This window comes from Mycobacterium attenuatum (genome assembly GCF_900566085.1).
GTDB classification, from domain to species: Bacteria; Actinomycetota; Actinomycetes; order Mycobacteriales; family Mycobacteriaceae; genus Mycobacterium; species Mycobacterium attenuatum.
This window is the reverse complement of record NZ_UPHT01000019.1, coordinates 17853-36877: the sequence shown is the minus strand read 5'-3', so window position 1 is coordinate 36877 and position 19025 is coordinate 17853. Positions and strand designations below refer to the sequence as shown.

The window sequence follows — 19025 nt, the reverse complement described above, 5'->3', positions numbered from 1 at the left end:
CCCTACCCGTGGTGCCCGGACAGTAGATGATGGGCGTATGTCACACCGGATCGTTGTCGCCGTCGCTGTGTGCGGGCTGTCGCTGGGCATTCTGACAGTAGCGCCCAAGACAGTCGCCGACCCCACCGTTACGCTGCCGCCGATGACCTCCACCGGCAGCGGTCCGATGATCGCCGGCACCGGCGCGGCGGCGGGCCTTTCGCAGCAGCTGACCGGCCTCAACAACCCGAATGTCCAAGAGGTTGACGGCTCGGACGCAGCTCAATTCATCACCGCGGCCGCCTCGGTGACCGACCCGAAGCTGGCGGCACCCTTCGTGCTGCTGCACCGTGCATTGGCCTGCCAGGGCAACGGTGCGGGATCGGGTCCCCCGTTCGCAGCCCGCGCCTACCGGCGTACCGACGGGCTGTGGGGAGGGGCGATGCTGGTCGCGGCCAAGAGCAGCACCGCCAACGTCGACGCATTGGTCAGCTGCGTCAAGACCAATTGGCGCCGGTCGGCGGCGGGCAGTGAAAACGCCATGTGCAACAACGGCTGGACTACCCCGACCGACGGCGATCTGCGTCGCACCGAGGTCTATTACATCTTGCTCGCCGGCACGGCCGCGGATTTCTGCACCGGGCTCAACGCCAGATACGCCACCAACGCCAGCGGCTGGCCGTGAGCCGGCCCGTCGTCCGGTCCGTCGCGGCGCACCGGGACCGGGCCGGCTCATCCGCCGGACAGCGGGCGCGGCATCACCGTGGGGGCTGTCCCGGCCCGTGACGTCGCACCGTTGAGACCGCTGCCACCGCCGCGGCCAGGCATTCCGGCAATGGGCAACCCGCCCAACAGGTTTCCGCTGCCGCCCGGTGGTGCTGCCGGAACACCCGCAGCGCTACCCGGCGGGGCCACGGGGCGGGCCGCCAACGCGGCCGCGGTCCAGCTCGGTGGCACCGACAACGGTCCCAGCGACGCGGCCTTGCCAGCCTCGGCCGTGGCGACCGATGCGGTCCCCGCCGTGACAAGCCCTGCCGCCGGCGCGACCGCTTCGACACCGGACAGCGCCGAGCCCAGCGTTGCGGCATCGCTGGCCATCGCAGTGGTGGAGGAGCTGAAAAGCTTTGCCACCGAGCTCACCGAGGACATTGTTGACATCGTCGAACTCATCGTCGAGGCAGCCGCGCTGGTGGGCGAAGTCAACGAGGTCAGCAGGCTCAGGCATTCCGCGAAGTTCCACCCGGATGCCGACGCCGTTACCGGCTGGGCGAGCTGTTGCAGCGCCAGGGGCACCGTCGAGATGACGCCGAGCGTCGAGGTGCCGACCGCCTGCGCGGCGGCTGCGACCTGGTCCCCCAGCCCGGCCGGATTCGTCATCTCGGGAGGCGGCGGGAAACTCGCCAGCGTCGACGCCACGGCCGAAGCGCCCGCGTAGCCATACATGGCGGCCGCGTCCTGCGCCCACATCGCCCCGTATTCGGCTTCCGCGGCGGCGATCGCGGGAGTGTTGACACCCAGCACGTTGGTCGCGCTCAGCCGTATCAGCAGCGCCCGGTTGGCCGCGATCAACGGCGGGGGTACCACAGCGGCGAACGCGGTTTCAAACGCGCCGGCGGCCGCCCGCGCCTGAACAGCGCTCTGCTGGGCCTGCTCCGCCGTCGCGGTCAGCCATGCCAGGTAGGGGGCCGTCGCCGTCGCCATCACGACAGATGCCGGTCCTGTCCAGGTTTGGCCGGTAACGGCGAAAATGGTCGCGGCGCAGGACGTTGCGGCGCGGTAGAGCCCGTCGGCTATCTCATCCCACGCTGCTGCCGCCAGCAGCAGCGACCCGGCTCCCGGGCCGGCATACATTTTGGCCGAAGTGGCTTCGGGTGGCAGCGCGCCGAAGTCCATTGCGCCTTGACCTCCAACTGAATTAGCTCTGCACGCGACGCACTGTACGTGAGATACATTGCTGCGAAACGTCTTTGACGTCTGAGGTAATGACCGTCAAGGCCATCGGGAGTTACTGCCGAGCCGACGAACGGGCGCGGTGGTTAACGCCTCAGCGACGCGCTAAACAGAGCCGGGTCAAGAGCACCCGACCGGAGATGACGCAGCCCGGCCCTGCGGGCGGGCTGCGCCCACCGAACACCACCGGGTCGGCTTGCAGGCCACCCAGACCGACCACCGCGAGCACCGCGACCGCGGCCGCGGTCACCGACTGCGGGAGCGCCGCCGTCGCCAGCTTGCCGGGACACAGCGGCGTCGGAGCGTCGGAACGCAGCGCGTGCTCGCCGTTGATCATCAATTGATCGGCCGGTGCAGCCGGGAGCGACGGGGACAGCTGGGCCGGGTGAAAATCCCATCGTGGCAACCCGCAATGAACGCCCGCCACCCCGAGCAGCAACGCGGCCAGCACCGCGACGAGCGCGGATCGGCCCAGCAGTCTCGAGACCGCGCCCGTTTGCCGGATGTCCACCGCGACATCATATACCCCCCACCGGTATAGTGCAATGGTTGAGTCGCGGGCCGGTTTGGCGCGGCCGTTCATCGCGATAGCAGCCGTCGGTACCGTCAATCAACCAAAGATATTGGGCGCCAGAGGGTTTTCTCGTAGGGTGGGCCGCGCAGCGGCCCAGGACTGGGCTCGGCGCACCTGGGGGCCTGGAAACAATCGACGTTTGCCCGGTGGAGTCGTACGGTGTACATGCGCTGCAGTGACTACCCGGAATGTCGAAGCGACCGAAGGAGGACCATGACGCCCCCATCCAGCGAAGGCTCGTCGGTCGGCAGGCGCCATCATGTCGTCATCATCGGAAGCGGGTTCGGCGGCCTGAATGCAGCCAAGATGCTCAAGCGCGCCGATGTGGACATCACCCTGATCTCCAAGACGACCACCCATTTGTTCCAGCCGCTGCTGTACCAAGTGGCCACCGGGATCTTGTCCGAGGGTGACATCGCCCCGACCACCCGGCTGATCCTGCGCAACCAAAAGAACGTGCGGGTGTTGCTGGGTGAGATCATCGACACGGACCTGAACACCAAGACGGTCACGTCGAAGTTGATGGACATGCAGACGGTCACGCCATTTGACAGTCTCATCGTGGCGGCCGGAGCGCAGCAGTCCTATTTCGGCAACGACGATTTCGCCATCTTCGCACCCGGCATGAAGACCATCGACGATGCGCTGGAGCTGCGCGGCCGCATCCTCGGCGCCTTCGAGGCCGCCGAAGTTGCCACCGACCATGCCGAGCGCGAACGCCGGCTAACCTTCGTCGTGGTCGGGGCCGGGCCCACCGGTGTGGAACTCGCCGGTGAGATCGTCCAGCTCGCCGAGCGCACCCTGGCCGGGGCGTTTCGCACCATTACCCCCAGCGAGTGCCGGGTGATCCTGCTCGACGCCGCGCCGGCCGTGTTGCCGCCGATGGGGCCGAAGCTGGGCCTCAAGGCGCAGCGGAAGCTCGAGAAGATGGATGTCGAAGTCCAGCTCAACGCCATGGTGACGGCGGTGGATTACAAGGGCATCACGGTGCGGGACAAGGACGGCACCGAACGCCGCATCGACTGCGCGTGCAAGGTGTGGGCTGCCGGCGTACAGGCCAGCCCGCTGGGCAAGATGGTGGCAGAACAATCCGACGGAACCGAAACCGACCGCGCCGGAAGGGTTGTCGTGGAACCCGACCTGACCGTCAAGGGGCATCCGTATGTCTTCGTCATCGGTGATTTGATGGCGGTGCCCGGAGTACCGGGGATGGCTCAAGGCGCCATCCAGGGGGCGCGATATGCGACCACGATCATCAAGCACGCGGTGAAGGGCCACGACGACCCGGCCAACCGCAAGCCGTTCCACTATGTCAACAAGGGCAGCATGGCCCTGATCTCCCATTTCAGCGCGGTCACGAAGATCGGCAAGATCGAGTTCGCCGGCTTCTTCGCCTGGCTGGCGTGGCTGCTGCTGCATCTGCTGTACCTGGTGGGCCACCGCAACCGCATTGCCGCCGCGTACTCCTGGGGGCTGGCCTTCCTGGGCCGCACCCGCGGCCAGATGGCCATCACCAGCCAGATGGTCTACGCCAGGCTCGCGATGCGCTATGTCCAGGCGCACGCCGAACAAGGCGCGCTGGCCGCCGCCGAGCAGGCCGAACGGGCCGAACAACGAGCGGCCGGTTAGCTCGCCGCCCAAGATGCCGCGGTAGTCGCGCCGGCCTCCCGTGGCCGGCGGCCATCATCTACGCCGCAGCAGTCGCCGGGAGGCCGGTTCGCGGTCTGCCCGCCCGTATCATCGCTCAAACCTCTTGCGGTGGCGGATTTTCGGGAATGACTTAGGTGCTCGTGGGGTCGGCTGTGATGCTGCCGTATCGAGTGTGCGTTGACGGCTTTGAGCGTGCGTGTAGGGCGGGAAAGAATGCCGCGGACCGCCCTGGCGGCACACTCGACGCCCGCCATGCACACTCGACGCCCCCCACGCACACTCGACGCCACCAACGTACACTCGACGCTCCCAACGGATTAAGAGAGCGACAGCCGGGCACTACAGACGCCGGCTAGCTCAAAGCGTGGTCCAGATCGGCGATCAGGTCTTCGGTGCCTTCGAGACCGACCGAGATGCGGACCACGCCGTCACCCAATCCGATTGCGGCGCGACCCTCCGGTCCCATTGCCCGGTGCGTCGTGGTAGCCGGATGCGTGACAAGGGATTTGGCGTCGCCGAGATTGTTGGAGATGTCGATCAGCGCCAACTTGTCGAGCACCTCGAACGCGCGTTGCTTGGCCGTGCTCTCCGGAGCGTCCAGCGCAAAGGTGACGACGGTTCCGCCGCCGGCCATTTGCCGCCTGGCCAGGTTGTACTGCGGATGCGACGGCAGGTACGGGTAGCGCACCCAACTCACGGCGGGATGACCTTCAAGGAACGCCGCGATGCGCAGCGCCGAAGAGTTGCTGTATTTCACCCGAACTGCCAGCGTCTCAAGCCCTTTCAGCAGCACCCAGGCATTGAAGGCGCTCATCGCCGGGCCGGTGTGGCGCATCAGTTTCTGCACCGGGCCGTCGATGTACTCCTTGTCGCCGAGGATGGCGCCGCCGAGCACCCGGCCCTGTCCGTCGATGTGCTTGGTGCCTGAGTACACCACCACGTCCACCCCGAGCGGAAAACCCTGCTGCAGCAAGGGAGTAGCAAAAACGTTGTCCAGCACTACTTTTGCGCCGGCAGCGTGAGCCAGCTCGGTAACCGCGGCGATATCCACCAGCGACTGCATGGGATTCGACGGCGTCTCGAAGAACACTGCCCGGGTGGGCTTGGCGGGGTCGGCCAGCGCCTGCTCCCACTGGGAAAGGTCGTCGCCGTCGACGAAAACCGTCTCCACTCCCCAGCGCGGCAGGATCTCACTGCATACCACAAAGCACGATCCGAACAGGCTGCGTGCGGCCACCAACCGATCCCCGGCCGCCAGCAACGCCCCAAGCGAGGTGAACACGGCCGCCATGCCGCTGGCGGTCGCGAATGCCGCCGGCGCTCCCTCGATGAGTCGCAGCCGCTCCTCGAACATTGATACGGTCGGGTTGCCGTAGCGCGAGTACACGAAGTGGTCCAGTTCGCCGGCAAAGGACTGCTCGGCCATGGCCGCGGACTCGTAGACATAGCCGGACGTCAGATACATCGCCTCGGCGGTTTCGTCGAACTCCGACCGCAACAGGCCGCCACGCACCCCGATGGTGGCCGGGCTGACCCCGTCGGGCAGCGGCCTGGGCGTGCGGACCGAAGGCTCGTCGGTCATCGGCGCCCCATCCCGGGAACACCGGCGTCCACGCCATCACCGCGGCTCATCGTCGGATCACCTCTGTCTCCAGGGCAATCCGATTGCCCGCCAACCGACTACACCACGATGCCCTTCGGCGTCGAGGTGCCCTTCGAAGCCGTCCAGCACGTTGTAAGCCGGTGTGATCCCGGCGCCGGTTGCCGCTTCGGCGGCACCGATGGAGCGATGACCGGAGCGGCACAGGAAAACGACGGGCCGCTCACCCGAGCCGTCCGCGGGCGGGATGGTGTCGCGCAGTTCGGCGACAAAGTTCTGGTTGCGTGCCCCGTCTACGGTGTTCCACTCAACGTAGACGACGTCGCGGCCAAGGCTGGACAGGTCGGGCACCCCGACGAACTCCCACTCGGCGGCGGTCCGCACGTCCACCAGCACAGCCTGTGGGTTGTCGCTGAGTATCTTCCATGCCTCGAGTGGCGTCAGGTCTCCCGCGTAGCTCACTTGCCCGAGTCTCGCATACCCAGCCGGTCGGCGACGTCCCGGGCGCGGTCGCGGGCGGTGCCCACCTCGGGCGCGGTGGCCAGCGCCACGCCGAGCTTGCGCGGAGCACGGGCACCGACGCTGGTAAACACCCGGACATCGCTTTCCGGGACGCCCAGCGCGGCCGTCAGCGTCTCGGCGCTGGGCGCCACGCCCGCGGCGGCCCGGCCCGGGCCGACCACCCGGGCAGCGCCGGGCGACACCATCAACGTGTCCACCCCCAGACCCATGACGGCCCGGGCCTGCAGCTCGAAGGCGGAAAGCCGCTGGCTGCGCAGGGTAACCCAGGCGCTGTCGCCCGGCCACGCGGTGACGTCGGCGAAGTACACCTCATCGCCGTTGACCATCAAGTCGACACTGAAGACGCCCCGGCCGCCAAGCGCCTTGACGATGCGCGCGGCGATCGATCTCGCCGAGTCGTGCGCGGCGGTACTCAGCTGCTGCGGTTGCCAGGATTCCAGGTCCTGGTCATCCCGGTCGTCTGCGCCGCGATAACCGATCGGCGCACAGAACGTGATCTCGGGTCCGCCCGAACCTTCGGTGCGCACGACGAACAGGGTGACCAGGACCTGGATATCGACCACTGTCTCGGCCCACACCCGGGGCCGGGTGCCCGCGAGCTCGCCGCCCACCGCCAGGTGCCAGGCGCGCTCGATCTCTTCGGGCCCGCGGACCACCGACCGCTGCCGACCGCTCACCTTGGTGACGGGTTTGACCATCAGCGGGTAGCCGGCGTGGGCGGCCACCGCCTGCAACTCGCCCAGCGACCCGACGAACCAGAACGGCGCGGTAGGCAGGCCGAGTTCGTCGGCGGCCAGCTTGCGCAAGCCCTCCCGATCACGCGTCAGCCGGACGCTGCGGGCGCCGGGGACCAGCTCGGCGTACCAGCCGTCGGACTCGGCCCGCGGGGCATGGCCGGCTTGGAGAGCCTCGAGCGCGTCGACACTGACCGCATCGGTAAGCGTCACCACGAAGTCGGGATGCAGCCGGGCGAAGAGCGCCGCCAGCTCGTCGGCATCGGCCATGGTGACGACCAGCGCCTGGTCGGCGACGCGATGAGCGGGTGCCTCGGCATGATTGTCGGCAGCGATCACCTCTGCGCCGAGTCCTTGCAGCGCAACTGCCAGCTCCCGGCCGGGTTCACCCGAGCCCAGCAGCAGTACCCGCGGCCGGCCACCGGGGCCCGGCGTGACCGGCTGCGGAGGTGCGTCGGGCGGCACCCGCAGGGCCGTCGTCTGGTCGTCGCGAGCGGCGTTCGCAGCGTCGCCGGCGGCCGGCTGCTCGTCCCTACCGGTGAGCTCATCGCGTCCCTCGGTCAAGCCGTCAGTCACCAGCTCACCCCTTCAATCGGTTCAATCGGTAGTTGGCCCGCTGCTCAAGGATAGGGGCGCCGAACGGCGACGGGAGCCGCGGCAATGCGGTTAGCGGGCGATACCCAGCGGCACGATATGAGAAAGGCGCTTCTGCGCTCATTTGACGAGTTTTTGTGTAACCCTGCTCACAGCCCGGTGTTCGCTTGGCGCATGCGGACGTGGGTCAGGTGAGCGACGGGACTCGCGCCAGCCGGAAAGAAGGCCCTTCGCGGACCGCGCAGTTTCCGTCAAGGAGAAGTCGATGTCTTTCGTGATGACCCGGCCGCCGGTGGATGCGGCCGGCGACGCGACCCACGCCGCCGCGGCGGGCCCGGGAGGGACATAGCGATGACGATCGGGATGGACTTCGCGGCCCTGCCGCCGGAAATCAATTCCGCCAGGCTCTATGCCGGTCCAGGCTCGGCTCCGCTGCTGCATGCGGCCGCGGCCTGGCAGCGACTAGCCAACGAACTGAACGCCACGGCCGCGTCGTATTCCGCGGTGATAGCCGGCCTCACCGGCGACGAGTGGCGGGGCCCCTCGGCGCTGTCGATGGCGGCCGCCGCCGCCCCCTACGTGGCGTGGATGCGGGTCACCGCGGCTCAGGCCGAGCAGGCCGCGGCTCAGGCCGTTGCCGCGGCCAACGCCTACGAATCGGCGTATGCGTCGACAGTGCCCCCGGGTGAGATCGCAGCCAACCGCAGCACCATGGTCGCGCTGGCGCGGACGAACATTTTCGGGCAGAACACGCCGGCGATAGCCGCCAGCGAAGCCGACTACAGCGAAATGTGGGCTCAGGACATTGTGGTCATGGATGGCTACGCCGGCAGTTCGGCAGCCGCGTCGGAGCTGCCGCCGTTTGCCGCTCCGCCGCAGACCACGACCGGGATTCAGCCGGCGGCCGAAGCCACCGCGGCTGCGGCGGCCGCTGCGCCGGCCGCCGCAGTGGTCGAACTGCCCGATTTGGTGAACCTGCCCACACCACTTGGGGAACTCGACCTTCTGGTGGCCGCTGCGGTGTCGGTCGCGGCCGCCAGCCTGGGTGTCCAGACGGCGCAACTGATCGAGGTCTACCGCCACGACGAGGTCGACGAGTGGGAAAAGGATCCCTTGGCCGCGGAATCGGATGACGGCGCTGAGGGTGGCGTCGGCCCGTCGGCGCCCAGCAGGGGAGGGTCCTCGTTCCCGCCGGGCCGGATCATCACCCCAACCCAGCCGCCGATCGCTGCGCTTTCGGGTTACTCGGCCAACATCGGCGGGCTCTCGGTGCCACAAGGCTGGATGCTTCCGCCGGCGGTGCGCCAAGTCGCGGCGATGTTCCCCGGTGCCACACCCATGTATATGACCGGCGGGTCGGACGGCGGCTATACGGGCATGGCGGCGGCGGGCTTGGCCGGGACCAGCCTGGCCGGCCTGGCCGCCCGGGGCGGTGCCACCTCGCCGGCCCCGGGCGCGGCCGCACCGGGCACTGGCGGCGGGGCCGCAGCGGCCGGCAGGCCTGCCGCGAACATGCCCTCGCTCCCGGCGGCGGCTGGCGCGAACATCCCGGGGTTACCGTCCGGCTTGCCGCCGGGCGTGGTAGCCAACCTGGCCGCGACCCTGGCGGCGATCCCGGGGGCGACGATCATCGTGGTGCCGCCGAACCCGAGCCAAAGCCAGTAGCCTGCGTTCAGGGCTGGCCGGGCAGCAGCCGCACCATCAGACCGTTGCCCTCGGCCAACACCGTCTCGCCAGGCCCGTTCGCGTCCACCAATTCCGCGGACACGAACGCTTTGCGGCCCTCGATCCGGGTCACCCGTCCCCGGATCACCAGCTGCGTGTCGATCCGCGTGATTTTGCGGTAGTCCACGTGCAGGAAGGCGGTCCGGCTGATCGGCCGCCCGGCCGCATGCGACACCATGCCGAACAGGTGGTCGAACAGCAATGGCAGCACCCCGCCGTGCACCGCGTGGTTGCCCCCGACGTGAAAGCGGCTGAACGAACCCGTCATCTCCACCCCGTCGGGCTGATAGCGGGTCAACGTCCACGCCGGCAGCAGCAGGCTGCCCATGCCGGGCAGGTCGGGAGTCCGCCCGGCCGGCGATTGGCCTTCCTCGGCTTCAAACGGGCCCAGCAGCTCGACCAGCGCGGCGGCACGCTCGGCGGCCTGCTCCCACACGGCCTCTGCGTCCGGGCCCGGTGCGGCCGACACCGCCAGGTCCTGCAGACGGCGCATGGTGGTCACGAAGCTTCGGAATCCGGCGCCGGGGCTGGCCGGGCCGTACTCGGGAAAGCCGCCGTGGTGCTGGTATTCGGGATCTTCCTCTGGTGGCTGCACCGACGACCCGAACGAAGAATAATGCGTCACGCCCGGGCCGCCAGGACGTCGCGGCGCACGATAGTCTGATCACGCCCAGGGCCGACACCGATGCACGAAACCGGCGCTCCGGCAAGCTCTTCCAGCCGCAAGACGTAGTCACGCGCCTTGGCCGGCAGGTCGTCGAAGTCACGCGCCGCGGAGATGTCTTCCCACCAGCCGGGCAGCTCCTGATAGACGGGCTCGGCGCGGCACAGATCGCTTTGGGTCATCGGCATCTCGTCGGTCTGCTTGCCGTCGATTCGGTAGCCGACGCACACCGGCACCGTCTCCAGGCTGGACAGCACGTCGAGCTTGGTCAGGAAAAAGTCGGTGATGCCGTTGACCCGGGTGGCGTAGCGGGCGATGACGGCGTCGAACCAGCCGCAGCGCCGACGCCGGCCGGTGGTCACCCCGAACTCACCGCCGGTCTTGGACAGATATTCGCCGTTCTCGTCGAACAGCTCGGTGGGGAACGTGCCCGAGCCCACGCGGGTGGTGTAGGCCTTGAGAATTCCCAGCACTGTCCGGATCCGGGTCGGGCCGATGCCGGAGCCGACGGCCGCGCCGCCCGCGGTCGGATTCGACGACGTCACGTAGGGGTAGGTGCCGTGGTCGACGTCGAGCAGGGTGCCCTGGGAGCCTTCCAGCAACACCGTTTCGCCGGCGTCGAGCGCGTTGTTGAGCAGCAGCCGGGTGTCGGCGATGCGATGGCGGAAACCGTCGGCCTGCTGCAGCAGCGCTTCGACGACCTGGTCGGGCTCCAGCGCCTTGCGGTTGTAGATCTTGACCAGCACCTGGTTCTTGAACTCGAGTGCGGCCTCCACCTTGTGGGCCAGCTGCTCGGGGTTGAGCACATCGGCGACCCGGATCCCCATGCGGGCCACCTTGTCCTGGTAGCAGGGGCCAATACCGCGGCCGGTGGTGCCGATCTTCTTGCTGCCCATATAGCGCTCGGTGACCTTGTCGATGGCCACGTGGTAGGGCATCAGCAGATGGGCGTCGGCCGAGATCAGCAGCTTGGAGGTGTCGACCCCACGCTCTTCCAGACCATGCAGCTCGTCGAGCAGTACGCCGGGGTCGATCACCACACCGTTGCCGATGACGTTAGTGACCCCGGGTGTCAGCACACCCGACGGGATGAGGTGCAACGCGAAGTTCTCACCGGTGGGCAGGACGACGGTGTGCCCGGCGTTGTTGCCGCCCTGGTAGCGCACCACCCATTGCACTCGGCCACCGAGCAGATCGGTGGCTTTACCCTTGCCCTCGTCGCCCCATTGGGCGCCGATGAGGACGATTGCCGGCATGACGCGCTCCCACCTGCTCTCACGGATTGTGCCCGCTTATTGTGGTCCAGCCGGTGACTTACCCTACTCAGCGGTTTGGGAGGAACCATGCATATCCGTGCCGAACCGCCCGCCACCGTGGTAGTGGTGTTCGGGGATCGGCCGGTCCCCGGCCCGCTGACCGGCCTGCCGACGCAGCGCACCGATGACCTCGAAACCGCGCTGCGGTCCTGCCGGCGGCTGGTCGTGGTGGGTGGTGACGCCGACCTGGCCGGCGTGCTGACCCGGCTGCTGCGCACCAACCGGCTCGACATCGAGGTGGGCTACGCGCCGCGCCGGCGCACCCGAGCAACCCGGGTGTATCGGTTGCCCGCCGGGCGGCGGGCGGCGCGACGGGCGCGGCACGGAACGGCGCATCGGGTGCCACTGATCCGCGACGAGACCGCGACGGCGATTGTCGGGCGGGCAGCTTGGATTCCCCCGGACCAGGAGCGGCTGGTGCGCGGCGAGGCGGTGGTCGACGACACCGTGCTGTTCGACGGCGAGGTCGCTGGGGTTCATATCGAGCCGACGCCGGAGCTGCCGGGGCTGCGGGCCGCCCTGGAGGCCGGGCCGTGGCGCCGCTGGATCAGCGGACGCGCCGCCCAGTTGGGCACCACCGGCGCCGCGGTGGTGCGCGACGGCGTCGCCGCGCCCCGATCGGTACGCAGATCCTCGGTCTACCGCCATGTCGAAGGGTGGCTGCTGGTCCGGTAGTTTTCGATCGGTGAGAGAGATCGGCCTGCACGAGTCGGTGCTACCCAGCCCGATCTTTCTGGGCCTGGTCGGATTAACGGCCGTCGGTGGGGCGCTGGCGTGGCTGGCCGGGGCCAGCGTACGCCCGCTGGCCTATGCCGGGGTGTTCATCTTCGTGATCGCCGGCTGGTTGGTGTCGCTATGCCTGCACGAGTTCGGGCATGCGTTCACCGCCTGGCGATTCGGCGACCACGACACCGCGGTGCGGGGCTATCTGACCCTGGACCCGCGGCGCTACAGCCATCCGGCCCTGTCGCTGCTGTTGCCGATGGTGTTCATCGCCCTGGGCGGAATCGGCTTGCCGGGCGCGGCCGTCTACCTGCGGACGTGGTTTATGACCCCAACCCGTCGCAGCCTGGTCAGCCTGGCCGGGCCGGCGGCCAACGTGGCGCTAGCCGCGCTGCTGTTGACCGCAACGCGGTTGCTCTATGACCAGCGCCACTGGGTGATGTGGGCCGGGGTGGCGTTCCTGGGCTTCCTGCAGATCATGGCGGTGGTGCTGAATCTGCTGCCGATCCCGGGCCTGGACGGCTACGACGCCCTGGAGCCGCACCTGAGTCCGGAGACGCAGCGGGCGCTGGCACCGGCCAGGCAGTTCGGCGTCTTCATCCTGCTGTTCGTCCTGCTGACACCGATGCTGAACCAGTGGCTGTTCGGCATTGTCGGCTGGCTCTTCGACTTCTCCGGAGTGCCGCACGTGCTCGCGGGCGCAGGCAATTCGCTGACTCGGTTTTGGAGCCGTTGGATCTGACCACCTTGCAATATATGCGTGATTACGCATATATTGCTGGTCATGGGCGCTGACCACCATCACACCCCGCATGGCCCAGCCGGAGCGGACACCTCGCGCATGATCCCGCGCATGTTCGCTGCCGCGGCCATCCTGGCGGCGTTGTTCGTGGTGGAACTGACCACGGCGCTGCTGATCAACTCGATCGCGCTGCTGGCCGATGCCGGACACATGCTCACCGACGTCGTTGCCGTGTTCATGGGGCTGACCGCCGTCGTGCTGGCCAGGCGGGGCAGCTCGTCGCCCGACCGCACCTATGGTTGGCACCGAGCCGAGGTGTTCACCGCGGTAGCCAATGCGGTGCTGTTGATCGGCGTCGCGCTGTTCATCCTCTACGAGGCGGTGGACCGTCTCCGGGAAGCGCCATCGGTTCCCGGTGTGCCCATGATCGTGGTGGCGCTGGCGGGCTTGGCCACCAACTGCGTCGTCGCGATGCTGTTGCGGTCGCATTCCCAGGGCAGTTTGGCGGTCAGGGGTGCCTATCTGGAAGTCGTCGCCGACACCGTCGGCAGCCTGGGCGTGCTGATCGCCGGGGTCGTGACCGTCACGACACGCTGGCCCTACGCCGACATCGTGGTCGCCGTCCTGGGCGCGCTGTGGGTAGCACCCCGCGCACTGTCGCTGGCCCGCGCCGCGCTGCGCATCCTTTCCGAGTCGTCACCCAGCCACATCGACGTAGCCGAACTACGATCGGCGCTGCGCGATGTGGACGGCGTAATCGACGTGCACGACCTGCATGTATGGACACTGTCACCGGGTAAGGACATGGTCACCGCCCACCTGACCGGCAGCGGCGAATCCGCCGCAGTGCTACGCGATGCGCGTACGGTGCTGCACGCCCGGGGGCTCGAGCACGCCACGGTTCAGGTCGAGCGGCCCGAAGAGGCCGGTTCCTGCTTGGCCAACCTGCAGCCATGACTGCTGACCGTCTGATCCGGCCCATGCGCGAGGCAGACCTGTCGACGGCGAGCGCGATTTGCCGCCAGGCATTCGCGACGTTCATGCGGGCGCCCAACCCGCAGACCTTCTGGGCGGATCGCGAGTACGTCCGGACGCGGTGGCGTGCCGATCCAGCTGCCGCGCTTACCGCCGAGGAGAACGGCGCCGTGGTGGGCTCGAATCTCGCGACCAGATGGGGCACTTTCGCGTTCTTCGGGCCGCTGACAGTGACACCGTCGCTGTGGAACCAAGGCATCGCCCAGCAGTTGATGACGGCCACGATCGAGCTGATCGACTCCTGGGATGTGACGGCCGCTGGACTCTTCACATTTGCGCACAGCCCCGGCCACATCCACCTCTACCAGAAGTTCGGGTTCTGGCCCCGGTTCTTGACCGGGGTGCTCGCGAAGACCCCCGCCGAGCCGGGAACCGTCTCATTCACCAGACTGTCGCAGACCAGCAGCGCCGAACGGACCGAGCTGATCGATGCCTGCCGTGCCCTGACCGACGAGGTCTACGACGGCCTGGACGTCAGCGGCGAGATTCGGTCGGTCGACACTCAGCAACTGGGCGAGACGGTGCTGCTGTGCAGCGGCGACTCGTTGGACGCGTTCGCGATCTGCCACCTGGGTGCCGGCACGGATGGCCGGCGCCGACGCGTGTTACATCAAGTTCGCCGCCGTCAGCCCGCGGACCGCCGAGCACGTCTTCGGGCAGCTCTTGGACGCCTGCGAGACGCTGGCCGGCCAGCACGGCATGCGCAGAGTGGAAGCGGGCGTCAACCTCAGCCGTAGCCTCGCTTATCGGAGCATGCTCCGGCACGGGTTCACCGCACAGTCTTACGGAGTGTCGATGCACCGACCCGACGCGCCCGCCTACAACCGGCCCGACACCTACGTCATCGATGACCTGCGGTGAGCCGCCCGGGTCAGAGGCCCAGCGCCGGGCGCGCCGCGGGGTCGCAGTCGTCCAGCAGGTCCAGGCACCGCTCGTACTCGGCGGTTTCCCCGATGGCGTCGGCGGCCCGCGCAAGCGCCGCCACACAGCGCAGAAAGCCTTGATTGGGCTGGTGGGAATACGGCACCGGGCCGAAGCCCTTCCAGCCGTTGCGGCGCAACTGGTCCAGGCCGCGGTGATAGCCCGTACGGGCGTAGGCGTAGGCGGTGATGGCCTTGTCGTCGGCAAGCGCCTCCTCGGCGAGACCAGCCCAGGCCACCGACGCCGACGGATGTGCGGCAGCGACGATGCCCGGGTTTTCACCGGCCAGCAGCTCGGCCTCGACCTCGCTGTCGCCGGGCAGCAGGATCGGATCAGGCCCCAGAAGATCACTCATCGGCGTCATGGCCTCTATTTTGCATCGTTGTGCACCGGCCGCTGTCCGGGCTGGTGGTCCCTGGTCTAGGACGCGTTCTCACCTCGGCGATCGGGCGGATCGGGGGTCGAATCGCTAAGCTCCCAACTACCCACTCGATAGCGAGAGGACGACACTACTTATGCCCAACGCACCCGAACCCGACCGTGACGACACCCAAACCGGGGACCAGTCGGCCGGCAATGAAGGCGCCGCAGGCACCGAGGGAAATCCTCCGATTCCCGACCCTTTGATCCCCGATGATGCCGAAACCGCGACCGTGGTGATCTCCAAGTCCGATCCGCAGGACAACCCGGAATCGGGAAACACCGACCGGCAGCGCGAGCGCCGCTTTACCGCACCCGGCTTCGACGCCAAGGAGACCCAGGTGATCGCCACCTCGCCGGAGCCGGCCACCGAGGTCTTCCACACGCCGCCACCGGCCGGTCCGCCGCCACCGATCAGTATGCCGCCGAAAACCGCTATGCCGCAGTCGATTCCACCTCGCGGCGGCAAGTCGCCGGCCTTGTCGCAACGCAATTGGGGCTGGGTGCTGGCGATTGTGGTGATCGTGCTGGCGGTGGCGGCCATCGCCATTCTGGGCACGGTGCTGTTCACGCGTACCAAGCACTCGAAGGTGTCACAGGAAGATCAGGTGCGCCAGACCATTCAGAGCTTCGACGTGGCGATCCAGACCGGCGACCTGACGACGCTGCGCAGCATTACCTGCGGCACCACGCGCGACGGCTACGTGGATTACGACGAGCATTCCTGGTCGGAAACCTATCGACGCGTTTCGGCGGCCAAGCAGTATCCGGTCATCGCCAGCATCGACCAGGTGGTCGTCAACGGCCAGCACGCCGAAGCCAATGTCACCACGTTCATGGCCTACGACCCGCAGGTTCGCTCGACGCGCAGCCTCGACCTGCAGTTCCGCGACGACCAGTGGAAGATCTGCCAGTCCCCGAGCAACTGAGGTGCCGAGCAGCCCCTGTTAGCCGAGGGACTTTCCGGCACAGTGCAAGTCGTTGCAGGCCTCGATCACGCGTTCGGTCATCGAAGCTTCGGCCTTCTTGAGGTAGCTGCGCGGGTCGTAGACCTTCTTGACGCCCACTTCGCCGTCGACCTTGAGCACGCCGTCGTAGTTGGTGAACATGTGACCGGCGATCGGTCGGGTGAACGCGTACTGGGTGTCGGTGTCCACGTTCATCTTCACCACGCCGTAGCGCAGCGCCTCCTCGATCTCCGACTTCAGTGAGCCCGAACCGCCGTGGAAGACGAAATCGAATGGCTTGGCCCCTATTCCGTCAGCGTCGGCCAACCCGAGCTTGGCCGCCGCCACCTTCTGTCCCTGGGCCAGGATGTCCGGGCGCAGCTTGACGTTGCCGGGCTTGTAGACACCGTGCACGTTGCCGAATGTCGCGGCCAGCAAGTACTTGCCATGCTCGCCGTGGCCCAGGGCGTCGATGGTCTTTTCGAAGTCGTCGGGAGTGGTGTAGAGCTTGTCGTTGATCTCGTTGGCGACACCGTCTTCCTCGCCGCCCACCACGCCGATCTCGATCTCGAGGATGATCTTGGCGGCCGCCGCCGACTTGAGCAGTTCCTGAGCGATCACCAGGTTCTCGTCGATCGGCACCGCCGACCCGTCCCACATGTGCGACTGGAACAGCGGATTGTCGCCCCTGCTGACCCGCTCCGACGAGAGCGCCAGCAGCGGCCGCACATAACTGTCGAGTTTGTCCTTTGGGCAATGATCGGTGTGCAGCGCGACGTTGATTGGGTACTTGGCCGCGACCACATGGGCGAACTCGGCCAGCGCGACAGCGCCGGTCACCATGTCCTTGACGCCGAGGCCCGAGCCGAACTCCGCGCCTCCGGTGGAGAACTGGATGATGCCGTCGCTGCCCGCGTCGGCGAAGCCTTTGAGCGCCGCGTTGATGGTCTCCGACGACGTGCAGTTGATGGCCGGAAAGGCGTACGCGTTCTCCTTGGCACGTCCCAGCATCTCGGCGTAGACCTCGGGCGTTGCGATGGGCATGGAACTTCCTCCTCGAAGACTGCTGGGTCTACCCAGTATTGCAACATCAACGTTTGTGTCCAGGCCGGCGGGTCAGGCCCGGTATGTTGGGACATCGTGAACACCGCCGTGACGGCCCTGCCGGACATCCTCGACCCGATGTACTGGCTGGGCGCCGACGGAGTTTTCGGATCCGCCGTGTTGCCCGGGATCCTGTTGATCGTCTTCATCGAGACGGGCCTGCTTTTCCCGCTGCTGCCCGGCGAATCGCTGCTGTTCACCGGCGGGCTGTTGGCCGCCAGCACCAACCCGCCGGTCACCATCGGGGTGCTGGCTCCGGCCGTAGCGGTGGTAGCGGTCCTCGGCGATCAGAACGCGTACTTCATCGGCCGCCGGATCGGGCCGGCGCTGTTCAAGAAGGAAGATTCGCGGTTCTTCAAAAAGCACTATGTGACGGACTCGCACGCGTTCTTCGAGAAGTACGGGCCGTGGACGGTCATCCTGGCCCGCTTCGTGCCGTTCGCGCGAACCTTCGTGCCGGTGATCGCCGGCGTCTCCTACATGCGTTATCCGGTATTTCTGGGGTTCGACATCGTCGGCGGCATCACCTGGGGAGCCGGCGTGACGCTGGCCGGCTACTTCCTGGGCAATGTGCCGTTTGTGCACCACAACCTGGAAAAGATCATCCTGGGCATCCTGTTCGTCTCGCTGCTACCGGCGATGACGGCGGCCTGGCGGGGCTACCGCTCCCGGCGCCGGGCCAAAGAGCAGGCAATGGAAAACGAGCCCGCGCTACCCGAGTGAGCCGACCGCCACGCTGTGGGCGGCCTCCATCAGCATCCAACCCGACAGCTGTACCGAGAGGTCACGCTCGGGAATCTCGGAACTGTTCACCGCTCCCCCGATGAACTGCGCCTGCTGCCCGGCCGCGGAGGGCAGCTCGGCGTCGCGGTCCCAGAACGCCCCGAAGACCGGCAGCCCGTCGGCTGTTTGCCGGTAGTCCCACGCCGATTTCGCCGACGACAGCACTATCTTGCGGGCGGTGTCACGGGCCGCGACGTCGTCGGCGGAGTCCCCCGGCAGCGTCGTGGCCACTAGGGCGAGGTAGCGAGCGGTGATGCCGGCGAACAGGCCGCCGTCGCCGCCGCCGGCGCCGCGCAGCACCCCCGCCGGAGCCATTTGCTGGTCGACGGCGGCGACCAACCGGTGCACCCGGGCGACGTGGCGCTGGTCGCCGGTGCGGGCCGCCAGCTCGGTTTCCAGGCCGAGCACCACGCCCTGGCAGTAGGTGTACTGGGCGCGTACCAAAGATCCGGCCTTGATGCCGTCGAATACCAGGTGTGTCTCCGGGTCGATCAGCGTGCGGTCGATCCAGTCGGCCATCTGCTGCGCGCGCCCGAGCCAGTCGTCATAACGGGCCAGGAATATTCCGGCCGGCCCGTTGGCGGGGGCGTTGAAGAACTGGTCCTGCTTGCGCCACGGGATACCGCCGCCGTCCTCGGGCACCCATGCCTTGACGAACTGGTTGGCCAGCTTGGGCAGCGCACGCCGGCGCTGCACACCGGCGATCCGGGCGGCGCGTTCGAGCGCCAGCGCCAGCCACGCCATGTCGTCGTAATAGCTGTTGGTCCAGGAGAAGTTGTTGCGCAGCCGATGCGAGCGGACCTGCCGATTGATGCTGATGTGCCGCTGTGGCTGCGGGTCGCGCAGTTGCGCATCGACCAGGCAATCCAACAGATGCGCCTGCCACCAGTAGTGCCAGGTGCCGAACAGCCGGTCTTTGCGGGCCGCCGGCCAGGCCACCACACCCAGCTGCGTTCCCGGCACCGCCCACAACCGCCGCAGGTGGCGCTGCGTGACGGCGGCTTCAGAAGTGGCTGCCCGGTTGGCCCAGAGCTGGTCCATG

The 19025-nt window shown here is 67.8% G+C and carries 19 protein-coding genes; 9 read left to right on the top strand and 10 right to left on the bottom strand.

Annotation, left to right across the window (positions count from 1 at the left end; genetic code table 11):
• Positions 1 to 37: 37 nt before the first annotated feature.
• Entirely contained in the window at positions 38 to 664 is a 627-nt protein-coding gene (locus tag EET13_RS02995) for a hypothetical protein (protein WP_122440896.1), read from the top strand.
• A gap of 47 nt (positions 665 to 711) precedes the next feature.
• On the opposite strand, the gene EET13_RS02990 is transcribed toward EET13_RS02995, so the two are convergent.
• Both EET13_RS02990 and lpqS read right to left on the bottom strand, forming a co-directional pair.
• The gene (locus tag EET13_RS02990) at positions 712 to 1872 is read right to left on the bottom strand and encodes a PPE family protein (protein WP_122440895.1); all 1161 of its coding nucleotides are present in this window, start codon (positions 1870 to 1872) and stop codon (positions 712 to 714) included.
• Positions 1873 to 2023: 151 nt separating this feature from the next.
• The gene (gene lpqS / locus EET13_RS02985) at positions 2024 to 2440 is read right to left on the bottom strand and encodes a putative copper homeostasis (lipo)protein LpqS (RefSeq protein ID WP_136623092.1); all 417 of its coding nucleotides are present in this window, start codon (positions 2438 to 2440) and stop codon (positions 2024 to 2026) included.
• Positions 2441 to 2716: 276 nt separating this feature from the next.
• Here lpqS and EET13_RS02980 point away from each other — a divergent pair, with 276 nt between their 5' ends.
• A complete protein-coding gene (locus tag EET13_RS02980) occupies positions 2717 to 4132 on the top strand; it encodes an NAD(P)/FAD-dependent oxidoreductase (RefSeq protein ID WP_122440893.1) in 1416 nt (471 codons plus the stop codon).
• Positions 4133 to 4505: 373 nt separating this feature from the next.
• On the opposite strand, the gene EET13_RS02975 is transcribed toward EET13_RS02980, so the two are convergent.
• The 3 genes from EET13_RS02975 to purT are packed head-to-tail and all read right to left on the bottom strand — an operon-like array spanning position 4506 to position 7585.
• Positions 4506 to 5735, bottom strand: a complete 1230-nt coding sequence (locus EET13_RS02975) for an O-succinylhomoserine sulfhydrylase (protein ID WP_122440892.1) — start codon at positions 5733 to 5735, stop codon at positions 4506 to 4508.
• 57 nt (positions 5736 to 5792) lie between these two features.
• A complete protein-coding gene (locus EET13_RS02970; protein ID WP_122440891.1) occupies positions 5793 to 6215 on the bottom strand; it encodes a rhodanese-like domain-containing protein in 423 nt (140 codons plus the stop codon).
• Positions 6212 to 7585: a formate-dependent phosphoribosylglycinamide formyltransferase gene (gene purT, locus EET13_RS02965; protein WP_122440890.1), complete on the bottom strand. Its 1374-nt coding sequence runs from the start codon at positions 7583 to 7585 to the stop codon at positions 6212 to 6214. Before purT ends, EET13_RS02970 begins: the two co-directional genes overlap by 4 nt.
• Positions 7586 to 7966: 381 nt before the next feature.
• On the opposite strand from purT, the gene EET13_RS02960 reads away from it, so the two are divergent.
• Positions 7967 to 9268, top strand: a complete 1302-nt coding sequence (locus tag EET13_RS02960) for a PPE family protein (protein WP_122440943.1) — start codon at positions 7967 to 7969, stop codon at positions 9266 to 9268.
• A gap of 7 nt (positions 9269 to 9275) precedes the next feature.
• Here EET13_RS02960 and EET13_RS02955 read toward each other — a convergent pair whose 3' ends face one another.
• Both EET13_RS02955 and EET13_RS02950 read right to left on the bottom strand, forming a co-directional pair.
• Complete coding sequence (locus tag EET13_RS02955) at positions 9276 to 9953, bottom strand: PaaI family thioesterase (RefSeq protein ID WP_122440889.1); 678 nt, start codon at positions 9951 to 9953, stop codon at positions 9276 to 9278.
• Positions 9950 to 11248 (bottom strand): adenylosuccinate synthase, encoded by a 1299-nt coding sequence (locus EET13_RS02950; protein ID WP_122440888.1) that lies wholly within the window; start codon positions 11246 to 11248, stop codon positions 9950 to 9952. The genes EET13_RS02955 and EET13_RS02950 overlap by 4 nt, the downstream gene beginning before the upstream one ends.
• Before the next feature lie 87 nt (positions 11249 to 11335).
• Between EET13_RS02950 and EET13_RS02945 the strand changes: the two genes are divergently transcribed.
• The 4 genes from EET13_RS02945 to EET13_RS02930 are packed head-to-tail and all read left to right on the top strand — an operon-like array spanning position 11336 to position 14545.
• Entirely contained in the window at positions 11336 to 11983 is a 648-nt protein-coding gene (locus tag EET13_RS02945) for a peptidase M50 (RefSeq protein ID WP_122440887.1), read from the top strand.
• A gap of 10 nt (positions 11984 to 11993) precedes the next feature.
• A complete protein-coding gene (locus EET13_RS02940; protein ID WP_425294216.1) occupies positions 11994 to 12773 on the top strand; it encodes a site-2 protease family protein in 780 nt (259 codons plus the stop codon).
• A gap of 42 nt (positions 12774 to 12815) precedes the next feature.
• The gene (locus tag EET13_RS02935) at positions 12816 to 13730 is read left to right on the top strand and encodes a cation diffusion facilitator family transporter (protein WP_122440885.1); all 915 of its coding nucleotides are present in this window, start codon (positions 12816 to 12818) and stop codon (positions 13728 to 13730) included.
• Positions 13727 to 14545, top strand: a complete 819-nt coding sequence (locus EET13_RS02930) for a GNAT family N-acetyltransferase (protein ID WP_211189018.1) — start codon at positions 13727 to 13729, stop codon at positions 14543 to 14545. Before EET13_RS02935 ends, EET13_RS02930 begins: the two co-directional genes overlap by 4 nt.
• 134 nt (positions 14546 to 14679) lie before the next feature.
• Here the strand turns inward: EET13_RS02930 and EET13_RS02925 are convergent, their stop codons facing one another.
• Positions 14680 to 15093 (bottom strand): DUF3151 domain-containing protein, encoded by a 414-nt coding sequence (locus EET13_RS02925; protein WP_122440884.1) that lies wholly within the window; start codon positions 15091 to 15093, stop codon positions 14680 to 14682.
• A 151-nt stretch (positions 15094 to 15244) separates the two neighbouring features.
• Between EET13_RS02925 and EET13_RS02920 the strand changes: the two genes are divergently transcribed.
• Positions 15245 to 16078, top strand: coding sequence for an Rv0361 family membrane protein (locus tag EET13_RS02920; RefSeq protein WP_122440883.1), 834 nt, complete (start codon positions 15245 to 15247; stop codon positions 16076 to 16078).
• An 18-nt stretch (positions 16079 to 16096) separates the two neighbouring features.
• On the opposite strand, the gene fbaA is transcribed toward EET13_RS02920, so the two are convergent.
• Complete coding sequence (gene fbaA, locus EET13_RS02915; RefSeq protein WP_122440882.1) at positions 16097 to 17140, bottom strand: class II fructose-bisphosphate aldolase; 1044 nt, start codon at positions 17138 to 17140, stop codon at positions 16097 to 16099.
• Between the two features lie 96 nt (positions 17141 to 17236).
• Here fbaA and EET13_RS02910 point away from each other — a divergent pair, with 96 nt between their 5' ends.
• A complete protein-coding gene (locus EET13_RS02910; protein WP_122440881.1) occupies positions 17237 to 17923 on the top strand; it encodes a VTT domain-containing protein in 687 nt (228 codons plus the stop codon).
• On the opposite strand, the gene EET13_RS02905 is transcribed toward EET13_RS02910, so the two are convergent.
• Positions 17912 to 19024: a glycoside hydrolase family 76 protein gene (locus EET13_RS02905; RefSeq protein WP_122440880.1), complete on the bottom strand. Its 1113-nt coding sequence runs from the start codon at positions 19022 to 19024 to the stop codon at positions 17912 to 17914. The two genes, EET13_RS02910 and EET13_RS02905, sit on opposite strands and share 12 nt — an antisense overlap.
• Position 19025 lies beyond the last annotated feature (1 nt).